General features: G+C 39.3%; 12 protein-coding genes. 1 reads left to right on the top strand and 11 read right to left on the bottom strand.

All coding sequences use genetic code 11. The annotated features are described in order from the left end of the window. Window positions 1-199: 199 nt before the first annotated feature. The 7 genes from IGI64_RS00940 to IGI64_RS00910 all read right to left on the bottom strand — a co-directional run bounded on the left by IGI64_RS00940 (window position 200) and on the right by IGI64_RS00910 (window position 5,997). On the bottom strand, window positions 200-655 hold the full coding sequence (locus tag IGI64_RS00940; protein WP_429939181.1) for a YaiI/YqxD family protein: 456 nt from the start codon (window positions 653-655) through the stop codon (window positions 200-202). Beyond that, entirely contained in the window at window positions 639-2,015 is a 1,377-nt protein-coding gene (locus IGI64_RS00935; RefSeq protein ID WP_429939180.1) for a hypothetical protein, read from the bottom strand. The genes IGI64_RS00940 and IGI64_RS00935 overlap by 17 nt, the downstream gene beginning before the upstream one ends. A gap of 327 nt (window positions 2,016-2,342) precedes the next feature. Continuing rightward, window positions 2,343-2,840: a GNAT family N-acetyltransferase gene (locus tag IGI64_RS00930; RefSeq protein ID WP_429939179.1), complete on the bottom strand. Its 498-nt coding sequence runs from the start codon at window positions 2,838-2,840 to the stop codon at window positions 2,343-2,345. Between the two features lie 18 nt (window positions 2,841-2,858). Further along, on the bottom strand, window positions 2,859-3,458 hold the full coding sequence (locus IGI64_RS00925; RefSeq protein WP_016623727.1) for a TVP38/TMEM64 family protein: 600 nt from the start codon (window positions 3,456-3,458) through the stop codon (window positions 2,859-2,861). 280 nt (window positions 3,459-3,738) lie between these two features. Further along, window positions 3,739-4,368 carry a uridine kinase gene (gene udk, locus IGI64_RS00920; protein WP_016623729.1) on the bottom strand — a complete coding sequence of 210 codons (630 nt, stop codon included), beginning with the start codon at window positions 4,366-4,368 and terminating at the stop codon, window positions 3,739-3,741. A 212-nt stretch (window positions 4,369-4,580) separates the two neighbouring features. Further along, a complete protein-coding gene (locus IGI64_RS00915) occupies window positions 4,581-5,264 on the bottom strand; it encodes a YjjG family noncanonical pyrimidine nucleotidase (protein ID WP_429939178.1) in 684 nt (227 codons plus the stop codon). Between the two features lie 16 nt (window positions 5,265-5,280). Next, entirely contained in the window at window positions 5,281-5,997 is a 717-nt protein-coding gene (locus IGI64_RS00910) for a 16S rRNA pseudouridine(516) synthase (protein WP_429940734.1), read from the bottom strand. 452 nt (window positions 5,998-6,449) lie between these two features. Here IGI64_RS00910 and IGI64_RS00905 point away from each other — a divergent pair, with 452 nt between their 5' ends. After that, the gene (locus tag IGI64_RS00905; protein ID WP_429939177.1) at window positions 6,450-7,061 is read left to right on the top strand and encodes a 50S ribosomal protein L25/general stress protein Ctc; all 612 of its coding nucleotides are present in this window, start codon (window positions 6,450-6,452) and stop codon (window positions 7,059-7,061) included. 83 nt (window positions 7,062-7,144) lie between these two features. On the opposite strand, the gene IGI64_RS00900 is transcribed toward IGI64_RS00905, so the two are convergent. From IGI64_RS00900 to IGI64_RS00885, 4 genes are all read right to left on the bottom strand, one after another. Further along, window positions 7,145-8,506, bottom strand: coding sequence for an MATE family efflux transporter (locus tag IGI64_RS00900; RefSeq protein ID WP_034861695.1), 1,362 nt, complete (start codon window positions 8,504-8,506; stop codon window positions 7,145-7,147). 126 nt (window positions 8,507-8,632) lie between these two features. Next, a complete protein-coding gene (locus IGI64_RS00895) occupies window positions 8,633-8,956 on the bottom strand; it encodes a DUF960 domain-containing protein (RefSeq protein ID WP_016623734.1) in 324 nt (107 codons plus the stop codon). 123 nt (window positions 8,957-9,079) lie between these two features. Continuing rightward, complete coding sequence (locus tag IGI64_RS00890; protein ID WP_430596485.1) at window positions 9,080-10,381, bottom strand: hemolysin family protein; 1,302 nt, start codon at window positions 10,379-10,381, stop codon at window positions 9,080-9,082. A gap of 213 nt (window positions 10,382-10,594) precedes the next feature. After that, window positions 10,595-12,571 carry a KUP/HAK/KT family potassium transporter gene (locus IGI64_RS00885; RefSeq protein WP_430596484.1) on the bottom strand — a complete coding sequence of 659 codons (1,977 nt, stop codon included), beginning with the start codon at window positions 12,569-12,571 and terminating at the stop codon, window positions 10,595-10,597. Between the last annotated feature and the right edge of the window lie 21 nt (window positions 12,572-12,592).

Below are 12,592 nucleotides of genomic sequence, written 5' to 3'. Positions count from 1 at the left end.
GTTTTTTCTCTTGCAGAAAAACAGCCGCTAGTACCATTCCAGAAAGTACTGGCAGCTGCTTGCCTGTTTATTTATTTGTAGTGGCGCTTTCTTGCTTCCCCTGCTTCCAGTATAGCTTGAGAATGCTCGTCTTGAGGAACTGTTTTTCCAAAATCAAGAATTAAATGTTTTGATTTTGTCTTGGATTCTGCGAAAACAATCATTGCGAAGCTGTTTCTTGCGAAATGACTCTTTGAAGTGTTTCTTGAAATGCTTCATGTTCCTTATTCGTAAACGGCTTCGGTCCTTTGCTTCTGATTCCAGCTTTTCTTAGTTTGCCGCTATGATATCTTTGCTCTAACAATACATCGATATTTTCAGCGTTGAATTCTTTCCCTGTTTGGTGCAGTACCCGAACCCCTTTTGGAAGCACCAGTGAAGCAAGACCATAATCTTGAGTCACTAATAAATCGCCTGCTCGAATCAGTGCTACGATTTTATAATCTGCGCTGTCTGTCCCTTTATCTACATATACAAAAGAAACATTTTCAGGGTATTCTTTTGAAGTATAGTGATCCACACTTGTCACGATCACTACGTCTAACTGGTTTTTCTTTGCAATCGAAATTGCATCTTCTTTTACTGGAGAACCATCTCCATCAATGAATATCTTCATCATTCTTCGCCGTTTTTCTCCATAGATAATAAATGCCAAGCAATCCTAACAATAACATTCCTATATTGATCCACTTAGTCATCTCAAGTAATTGGATGCCTGCTTCTGTTACGGAATGTCTTCCTGTGATACGCAGCAGTTCTTGAATCGGTTTGCCCGAAAATAGGGTCACTGCAGTTAAAATCAGCATCAACCCAAACTGATGGGTCAAGCTTCCTTTATTTTGTGTCGCAAATTTTGCAAGTATTCGCTGGTCAGCAGGTATCGCTTCTTCATCATAATAGACTTGGTTCAACCAACTTGAAGCTGTCCCTCGAATGAAGCTCAAAATAAAAATACCAATACTGAAACCATATGGCATACCAGAAATCAGTAATCCGCCAGAAAAACTAAGTAATAAAAACGGCAATAATTGTTTTTCTGAACGTTCCCCAAGAATAGCGGGGCCAAAGATCATCGCGGCGACCATCCCAGCAATGTAAGGGAAATACAGCAGCCAAGCAAGAGTCTCTTTTCCATGAACAACACTTACATATAACGTGCCGAATAAAATCAGGAAATTGCCGAACATCCCATTCATAAAATTGAACAAGTTCATCCACAGCGGAAGATGCCAGCTTTCCTTTATCCGTTTCAGCAAACTGAAAACCAATACGAGCAGCACGGCAAAACTCAAAACTGCAAAATCAAAACGTTCCTTATCAAGAAGCAGCTGGCTGCTTCGCAATAAAAACAACAGTAAGAAAAAACTGCCAAACCACAGTAATTCTTTCACGGAAATCAGATTTTTTTTAACATCTTTAAAATCTAGTTCGTAATTTGGATAATGGCTCACGGTATGATAAGCCATTACATAAAACAAGGTGTATAAAGCAAAAACTGCTGTTGATTGCAGCGGTGCCGGCACGCGGATCGTCCATAGCAAAAACAACAGTAAAACAGACGCATAAATATAAGATGTCGGCCGCATGACAGAAAAGTTTTGTTTCTTTTCATGATAAATGACCGTTATATTTGCTGGCGTCAGCCATGAAGCACTCAATCCCATCAAAATACTTGAAAGAATGTATAAAGGAAAGTAGACCAATCCGAACACACCAATCAAAGAACCTGCGCCGCCAAGCAGCAGGGAAATCATCAATAACGTAAAACTATCTAAACCTGCATTCAATCCTCGGATCAAGAAGATCCCTGTCATCCGAAAAGTATAAAATAACACAAAAGGCATGATTCGTTCCCATTGAAAACCATCACTGAGCCCTAAAAAAACGATATAAGGAATCATTATGACCGTATTACTTAAAATAAACGGTGTTGTTTTGGTAAAGCAGCGACCAAAACTTTTTATTTTTTCTAACATATTAAAAAGCCCCTTAGTGAGTCTTTGTTCTTTATTTATTCTTTTAAAACAAGTGTATCATTAAAAGAAAAAGAAACCAATCTGGAATGTCCTAGGCAAAATACAAAAAAGCGAGCAGAGATTTGAAAAACAAATCCCTGCTCGCTTCTTCTGTTGGTACTTGATAAATCAAGCAGATAAACCCTTCTCCACAAAAGTTTTACCCGACACCCTGCAATCCGGCAGGCGATCAATGATCTTTGTGCCTCCAAAATCAATTAGGCGCTCTATCAAATAGAGGCCTTCTCGACCCGTCGCATGTCGTTAACTTTAACACATTCGACAAGATTATGCGAGAGTTTTTTTCATCCAATAGTCATCCATGACATATCCTTGACCAATATCAGAGATCAACTCTTTTTCGATCACAAAACCTTTATGCTGGTAAACATCGATAGCTTGCTGGTTTTTTTGATTCACACGAAGACAGATAGCTGGTTTTCCGGCTTTTTTTGCCACATTTTCGTACCAGGAAAAAATTGCAGAAGTATGTCCTTTTCCACGTGTTTTTTTCAGTAAATACAACTTGCTCAAATAAACAGCATCTTCCAACAATTCATAAGCTGTATAACCAACGATCTCCCCATTATCTGCTAGTAAAAAATACTTCACTCCGGATTCCGCTTCTTCCCGTATCTGCGTTTCGGACTGATAGGTCTCCAGCATATATTTGACTTGATCTGCTCCAATAATCGGTGTAAATGCTTCTTCCCAGACTTCTTTGATCACAGGCATCAGTTCCTTGAACATCTCTGGGCGATCCACATAGTTTATCTCTAATGACATATTTCTTCTCCTTTAAACTCAGAGTCCTTGCACTTTATTGAATAAAAACAGCATCAGCAAGCTGTATGCGCCCACTGACCACGGTTTGAGCAAAATAATAACTTGCATGAATTCTTTAAATGATAATTTAGTTAATCCGGCCACCAAACAAACAATGTCATCTGGAGCAAAAGGAAGCAGCAATGTCCAGATAAGCAGTTTTTTGATATTTTGCGTACGCTCAGTCAATATCTGATCAAATTTCTGGAACTTTTTCGGTGAAAGTATCATATGTACGAACCCTACACCATAATAACGGACCAAGCAAAAGCCCAGAGCCGATCCGATAATCAAGCCGATACAGCTGTACAGCAAGCCATAGCCAACGCCGAACATCATCAAACCAACGACCGAAGAAATACCGCCGGGCAAAATAGGAACAATGACCTGAACGATTTGTAAAAGTATAAAAATAACAACAGCATACTCGCCAAATTGTTTAATAAAAGCTTGCAGAGATTCTGTTGAGCTGAAAATACCTACATGATATGCATAAATAGCTAACGTGAAAAACAGCAGCAAACCGATGATCGGCAGAATCTGTATAAGTGTTCGCGCCACAGGCAAATTTTTTCCCATAATCGTTCTCCAATTTCAAAATAATTTCTTTTAGTATAACGGTACTTCCAACTTCCGCAAGCCTTTAGACTCGCATCGCGCTATATCAGCAATCCCTTACAAAAAGAAAAAGCAGCAATTCGCCAGCTTTAACAAGACTAAAGCTTGATAACTAGCAGCTTGCCAAAGATGAATAGAAAAAATCTCCGCTCGGCAATAAGCTCGTCCAGCGTAAAGCAGCAAAAGCTGACTTACACTGAACGAGCAAAGACAATGCGTAAACTATTTCATTCAATAACTATTATTTATGATCCAAAAAACTTGCCACTTTTGTTGTGATAAGATCGATCGCAACATGGTTTTCGCCGCCTTCTGGAACAATGATATCTGCGTAACGTTTCGTAGGCTCGATAAATTGATGGTACATTGGTTTGACGACTGTCAAATATTGTTCGATCACAGAGTCTAGTGTACGTCCGCGTTCTTCCATATCACGTTTGATACGGCGGATAATACGAATGTCATCATCTGTATCGACATAGACTTTGATATCCATCAAATCGCGTAATTTTTGGTCGTCTAAAATCAAGATACCTTCTAAAATAATTACTTCTTTTGGTTCTTGGACGATAGTTGCTTGGCTTCTTGTATGCGCAACATAGTCATAGACTGGTTTTTCAATGGCTTCATAAGTAAGGAGCTTTTCAACATGCTCAATCAGCAGCTCATTATCAAAAGCAAAGGGATGATCGTAATTTGTATGCAAACGTTCTTCAAAGCTTAGGTGGCTTTGATCTTTATAATAAGAATCTTGTTCAAGCATCATGATGGAGTGATCTGGAAAGTTATTAAAAATCGCACGGCTAACACTTGTTTTCCCGCTTCCTGAACCACCCGTCACACCAATGATAATTGGCTTGCTTTTCGTCATTGACTAAAACCTCTTTCATATCCTTTTTTTCATTCTTATCTATTATAGCGAAAAATAGGTAAAATGCTACGTTTTTCTGAAAATAGTTCTGAGAACATGCTTACATTTTTCAAAGATGAGGTCTTCCAGAAAGATTTTCCCCTTTTTCAATAAATAACAAAAATAAAAACGAACTTATTTCAACTGCTGTCCAAGACCCGCAAAACAGTGTTTTAATTTAAAAGAGCGGGCAATTCTTCCAAACTGTCGATTCTGTAAGTTGGCTGGATATCTGCCATCTCAGGAAGTTTGTTTCTGTTATACCAAATCGTATCGATCCCTGATAAGATGCCGCCCTTGATATCTGAAGTCAAGGAATCACCAATGATTACTGTTTTTTCTTTTTCCAAATCAGGAATCCGCTCAAAAACAAAATCAAAGAATTCAGGCATTGGTTTTTGGAAACCTGTGTCTTCGGATACGAAGATATTTTTGAAATAAGGAAGCATTCCCGAATCTGTCAAACGTTGATATTGTGTTTCAGAAACGCCATTTGTCACGATATACAAATCCGCTTGGTCTGCTAATGATTCAATCAATTCCTTGCTTCCCTCAATCAAATCGTGTCCTTGATTCAAATAATGACGGTAGCGTTTTTCCATTTCTGGTCCATCAACAGTCTTACCGAATTGCTGGAATAATAGACCAAAACGGCTGCCAGTCACTTCTTCACGGCTCATTCTTCCTTGTTCGTATTCTTGCCATAAATGGTGGTTCAATGCTTTATAACTTGTTTTTACTTCAGGGGTCAAATTGATTCCTTGTTCAGCAAAAAGAGCATTTAGTGCTTTGGCTTCAGTCATTTGAAAATCAAGCAATGTATCATCTACATCAAATAACAATGTTTTGTATCTCATGTATGTTCCTCTTTTCTTATTTAAAATATTCTTTGAGTTTTTTTAATTCATCAAGTGTCAGTGATCGATACTGCCCAGGAATCAGTTTCGAGTCTAGTTTCAGAGGCCCCATCGTTTTTCTTTCTAAAGAAGTGACTTTTGCTCCGCGAGCCAAAAACATCTTTTTCACTTGATGGAATTTTCCTTCCCAGATCGTTACGAATGCGGTACTTTCATTTGGGTTTGCTTCTAATATCTGTAATTCAGCTGGCTGACAGATCGTACCATCTAAAAAAGTGATCCCTTTTTTAAATGCCGCGACATCTTCTTGGTTTAAGCCGCTGTTTACCGTAACTTGGTACGTTTTCGCCACTTTTTTCTCTGGATGTAATAATTCATAGCCTAATTGCCCATTTGAAGTAATCAAAAGCAGACCAGAAGTATCACGGTCCAATCTGCCTACAGGGTATAAATCTGGTCGCTTGTCAGCAGAAGCAAAAAGATCAATGACTGTTGCACGATGCTGATCTTTTACTGCGGTGACTGAGCCTTTTGGTTTATGGAGCAAAAAGTAACTTTCATTTGTTTTTAAATACATTCCATCTACTTCGATCCGATGAATAAGACTATCGACATTTCGACTGCCGTTCAGTTCGACTTTTCCATCGATTTTGACTTTTTTGGCTAAAAACAGCCGCTTCATTTCTTTTCTGGTCGTTTGCAACTCGGTCTCAATCAATTTATCTATTCGCATCATCTTATCCTTTCTCCAAGTATTATAACTGGAAAAAAGCGTTTTGCAAAAAAAGATTTTCTGGATAACCTGACAGATTTCTTTCTAACATCTCAAAATCTCGCCTCTTTTTTCGCAAAATCAAAAAAACGATTTCATTTTATAAGGCCTATTACTTGAAATATCTTTTGAAGGAGTCTACCATAGAATTATGTCCTTCATAATGATGAAGCGGCAAACTAAGTGAATGTTTATTTTGCATAAGCAAGTAAACAAGGTTTCTCATACACAGCGTAATGACCTGGTGGAGAAAAGTTGAATCATGACTTTCTGGGGATAGATGTGTATGCATCTGTCTTTTTGGCGTTTTTCGTCCCTACCTATAATGTGCAGGAGATTAGCCGGAAAATTCACTTAAATAAAACTGATCTGTTCCTGGACAGACAGTCAACTTTTAAGGAGGAATTCAGGTTATGTCAGTATCATTAGAAGTAAGCAAAAGAGAAGTACGTCCACGTTCATTAAGAAACAAATTGCGTCACGAAGGTAAAGTCCCAGCAATCGTTTACGGTTATGAAATCGAAAGTACACCGATTTTTTTCAGTGAAAAAGTATTCAGCAAATTGTTGCGAGACAATGGCGCAAACGCTGTTATCACGATGGACATCGATGGAAAAAAAGTCAACACATTGGTTCATAAAATCCAAACAAACACATTTACAAATCGCTTCGAACACGTTGAACTTCTTTCTGTAAATATGCGTGAAGACGCTGAAGTAGAAACAGAAGTCACACTTGTTGGTGATGCAGCAGGCGTTCGTGCAGGTGGTGTTTTGGCACAAAACTTGTACACAGTTATTGTTTCTGCAACACCGGACAAATTACCAGAACGTATTGAAGTCGATGTCACAGACTTGAATCTTGGTGATTCGATCACTGTTGCTGATTTGCCAAAAAATGACGATTACACATTCGTTACTGATGGCGAAGAACAAATCGCTGCAGTTGTGGAAGCACAAACTGAACCTGAAGCAGACACGCAAGAAGAAAGCGAACCAGAAGTGATCGGCGAAGCAAAAGAATAATCGTCTGTTCCAAGAATGCAAAAAGCAAACACCGCCAAATTGTTATTTGGCGGTGTTTTTTCTGTTCTTATTTCCTTTTTTATTTACGTTCTGCTCGCTTCCAAGCGCTGTTCGTCATCCAGCTCATGCAGATGTTTGATTGCTCGGAAGTAAGAGTAAAGCAATACGGCAACTGAACCAGCCCATGCCAATGGCGAAGCACTTGCTGCACCTGGATAGCCCCACATGGCAGTCAAAATGATCGCAGCAAAAGAACGCATGATCAATTCCATGATCCCAGCAATCGTTGGGACCTTGCTTTGCCCTAGTCCTTGAAGCGTATAGCGTAAAATAAACAAGATTGCTAAGACCCAGTAAAGGGAACCATTGATGTTGAAATAGATCTGTGCTAAATCAAAAACCTCTGTCTCGCCTTTATCAACAAACAATTGGATAAGATTTTTCCCAAAGAAAATAACGATTGCTCCTGCAGCCAGACTAAATGCACCACTCATCAGCAGACATTGTTTGACCCCTTTCAGGATACGTCCGTATTCTTTGGCCCCGTAATTTTGAGCTGTGAAAGTAGCCATCGTGATACCAAAAGACATCATCGGCTGATTTGCAAACTGATCGATTCTGCCGGCTGCTGCTTGAGCTGCTACAACGTCTGTTCCTAAACTGTTCAATGCTGATTGTAAAATAATCGCACCGATCGCAATGATCGAAGCTTGGAATGCCATAGGAAGCGCAATATTCAAGTGTTCGCGTACATGTTCTTTGTCCCAGATAAAATCTTTTTTACGAAGCTGGAGCAAAGGAATCTTTTTCTTGATATAGATGATACAAAATACACTAGAGGCAACTTGCGCGATAACGGTAGCAATAGCGGCTCCTTCTACACCCATTCCAAATTGAAGGATGAAGACCAAGTCCAGCACGACATTGATGACAACTGCGATAATCAAAAAGAACAAAGGTGTTCGGCTGTCACCGAGTGCTCGAATCACATTTGACAACAAGTTGAAGCCCATTGACGCAAAAATACCCATCAGAATGATTGAGATGAATGTTTGTGCTTGGTCAAGGATCTCAGCTGGCGTCTGCATCAACATCAGCATCGGACGAATAAAAATCAAACTAAGAACGGTCAAAACAACCGTTACGATCAAACTAAGCAAGATACTGAGTGCAAAACTTCTTTTTATCCCGCGAAAATCCTGAGCCCCAAACTTTTGGGCTGTGATGATCGAAAGACCTGAAGTAAAACCTTGAGCAAAACCAATAATCAAAAAGGTCAGACTCCCAGTTGAGCCGACAGCAGCGAGCGCATTTTTACCTAACGTTTGTCCAACAATGATCATATCCACCATGTTATAGAACTGCTGAAAAATATTTCCGATCAGCAGAGGGATCGTAAACAGAAAAATCAGTTTAGCTGGGCTCCCTTTTGTTAAATCGCGCATGTTAAAACTCCTCTTTTCTGTATTATTCATTAGTAGTATAGAGGTTTTTATCAAAAATACTAGTTAAAAAATAGAAAAGATCAAAGAATCTTAAAATTAGACTCTCTGATCAATCAAAGTGCAATCCTAACGTTGGCGAATCTCATGAGGTAAGAGAATCGTTTCCCGTTTTCCGTCATCATACGCATAAACTTGCGCAGGAAATTGACTGGAGTAGCGAAACGGCAAATCGATATCCATCTCGACTTCGCTTCCTGCTTGTGAAAAATGCACTGTTACGTTTCCGTTATTATTGAACAAATCAAATGCAAGGATATTATCTAAAGGAATCACCCCTTTAAGATTCAGATCAATAATAAACCAGATACTATCGATCAATTCTCCTGGCAGACTAGATACAACACCTACGGAAGCATATCGACTGCGGTCGCTATCAAAACTTTCAAACATTTTTCCAACCTCCTTTTTTCGCCTTCGTTTCTCACTAAACTAGTATAAGCAGTTTATAAAACTTGCTTTGATGAGGGTTTATTCTAATAGAGAATGAACAAAAATGCAACTAACTAGCAAAAATTATTCTGATTTCTTTGCAATTTTTTCAACTTTGAAATAATCGATGTGCGCGTGCTGATATACCAGGACCGTAAAACGGAAATCATCCAATTCGATTACTGCGCCGACCTCGATCGGCTTTTTGTAACCAGTCATAAATCCAGCGAGAGTTGCATAAGAAGATTGCTCAAATTCATCGATCGTGACATGGAAATAACGCTGAAAATCGTCCAAAGTCAATTTTCCTGACAAAATAAAACTGCCGTCATTTTGTTTTGCGATCAACGCTTCATCTAAATCTGTCTCATCGCGGATCTCGCCAACGATTTCTTCTAAAATATCCTCAATAGTTACAAGACCGCTTGTACCGCCATATTCATCTTTCAAAATAGCGATATGATTGCCCTTTTTACGCATGATAGTCAACAGCTTTTTGATCGGGATATTTTCTGTAGTAAAAATCGGCGGTTCCACCAGTGTTTCCACTGTTACTTGGTCATCTTTAAAAGACTGCTTGATCAAATCTGGCAGTGTCACATAACCAAGTATCACATCTTTTGACTCAAAAATCACAGGATATCTTGTGTGTCCCTGCTGCAAAGAAATTTGAATTGCTTCTTTCACTGTATCTTCTGCTTCAAATACTTGCATCGATGTCCGGTCCACTTGGATATCTTTTGCTAAGGTATCATCAAACTCGAAGACATTTTCCATATATTGATATTCTTCTTTTGTCAATTCGCCTTTTTGATAAGAATTCATTGCGACTAAGGTCAGCTCTTCTTGAGACAATGTTTCTTCTCCCTCCGAAACCAATCTTACACCCAAGAGCCTCCCCAATGCTGCGGCAGAATGGTTCAATACCCAAATAAATGGAAACATGATTTTATAAAAATAATGCAGCGGTTTAGAAACAAAAAGCACTACTTTTTCTGTATTCACGATACTGAAACTTTTAGGCAGAAGTTCCCCGATCACCACATCGATATACGTGACGACAATAAAACCAAGTGCAACAGAAATCGTCGAAATGATTGCTTGGCTAAAAGGTAATTTTCCTATCAACGGCTCCAATAACGCAGCAACCGATCCTTCACCGACCCAACCTATGATCAACCCTGCAAGTGTGATCCCTAATTGTGTTGCTGACAAATAATTATCTAAGTGATGTGTGACGTGCAGTGCCAGTTCTGCATTTTTATTTCCTTCTTTTTCTAATTGTTCTAAGCGTGAACGTCTGATTTTTACTAACGCGAATTCACTAGCAACAAAAAAAGAAGTGACCGCGATCATCAAGAACAAAATCAAAAAATTTATTATCACTTTACTCACCCTTTCTCCACCGCTTCTTTACTTAAAAGTATAAAAGAAAATGCACAAGACTTAAATTAATACGGCTCGCTTCTGCTCTTTTAAAAACGGTATGGAGCGGAAAAAATGAGTACTCCTCCAACAAGAAACAGAAGAACTGTTTTGCTGGCGGAGCATACTTGTCAAAAATAGTTTTTCTCTCTTTTTTATTTACCTTAAAATCAATCATGCACGTCTTTCTTGAAGAGCTGTTTTTCGTGTCTCTCCAATAATCAGCGGTACAGATTCATGTTTGACTTCACTGTATTCCAAGCCAAACCATTTTTCAGGTGTGGTGGCATAGTGTTTGATTGCTAAACGTGCTTGGATAATTTGGCGATCCCATTTGCTCAAAGCAGTCAAGTTTGACAACACTTCGTCGATCACGATAAATTGGAAATCGCCCACTTCACGACCAGGAGTCAAGGAGTATCTTTGCGGCTGTTTCGGCAAACGTCCTTGTTTCATCAAATCATGGATGATCTGGCGTACATACACATTGATCTCTTGCTCCATACGAAAACCTAAGAACAGTTTCACTTGCACCACGAAATCCGTATCCATCATATCGACTTGGAATTCTTTTGTATAAGGTTCATCCGTTACTTCGACATGAACAAACCAATACACTTTTGCTCGTTTTGGCCGTTTGTCTAAAATCGAATAAATAAATTGTTTCCCGACTTCATCATTTTCCAGATTAGGTACCAAAAAAACAACGTTGGTTTGGTAGATTGGCAGCGATGTATCTTCTCGCAGAGCAGCCAATTGCGGTAAATATTCTTTCAAAGGTACTTCTTCTGCTACAGATTCTTTGATTTTGTTTCCTCTTTCCCAAATCAGCATAATCCCCAAAATGATCAGCGCCATCAATACTGCAACAAATCCGCCGTGGAAAAATTTCACGACGCTCGAAATGAAGAAAATAATCTCTATCGCACCAAAAAAGAAAGTCACAACATGAGCCAAGAAATGCGAGCGGCCTTTTTGGATCAAATAGAAGTACAGTAATGCAGTCGTCATCAACATAGTTACCGTAATCGAAAGTCCGTATGCTGCTTCCATATGATGAGAGGTGCGGAAAGTAATCACGACTAGCGAACAGGCAATCCACAAAATAAAGTTGACTGCAGGAATGTACATTTGCCCAATACTGCTTCCGGGATAAATGATATTCAAACGCGGCATCAATTTCAACTTGATTGCTTCAGATACCAAGGTAAAGGAACCTGAAATCAATGCTTGTGAAGCAATAACCGCTGCGACCGTCGCAAACACAACACCAATGATCATCCAGCCTGCAGGAAGCATTTGGAAAAATGGATTCAAGTTTTCGATTTGCTGCAATTCAGGATTTTGGTAATTATTGATTAGCCAAGCAGCTTGTCCAAAGTAGTTAAGCACCAAACAAATTTTCACATACGGCCAACTTGCGCGAATATTCAATTTTCCGATATGTCCCAAATCAGAATACAACGCTTCTGCTCCAGTTGTCGCCAAGAAAACATTTCCTAAAATAAACAACCCAAGTTTATTGTCTGGACTCATCAATAACTGAATAGCGTAATAAGGATTCAACGCACGAATCACGGTCCAGTCTTGCGAAAAGTTGAAAAGCCCCATTAAACCTAAAAAAGTAAACCACAAAAACATGACTGGTCCAAACGCTTTTCCGACTACATCTGTTCCGAATCGTTGAACCATAAATAACACAAAAATAATACCTAACGTAATCCATACGATAATGGATTGATCATTACCGAAACGCTCAAAAAACTGCGGAACGCCTCGCAACCCTTCAATCGCTGTCGTTACTGTCACAGCAGGTGTTAAAATGCCATCTGCTAATAGCGCTGCGCCGCCGATCATTGCAGGGATAATCAAATATTTGCCGCCTTTTCTCACAAGCGTATAAAGCGAAAAGATCCCGCCTTCACCGTGGTTATCGGCGTTTAGTGCAATTACGACATATTTGATGGTCGTCAGTAAAGTCAATGTCCAGAAAATCAAAGAAACAGCGCCGATAATGAATGTCGGATTTAGTCCAGCCAATCCACCATTGTCCTCGGTGATAGCCTTCATTACATACAGCGGACTAGTACCGATATCGCCATAAACGACCCCCATAGCAACCAGAAGTCCGGCTGCCGATATTTTTTTCATGTTTTTCTTTGTTGTCACTTC

The organism is Enterococcus sp. DIV0210g, from assembly GCF_050559705.1.
GTDB lineage: Bacteria > Bacillota > Bacilli > Lactobacillales > Enterococcaceae > Enterococcus_B > Enterococcus_B faecalis_A.
The sequence above is the reverse complement of the archived record's forward strand: the minus strand, read 5'-3'. Positions and strand labels throughout refer to the sequence as shown.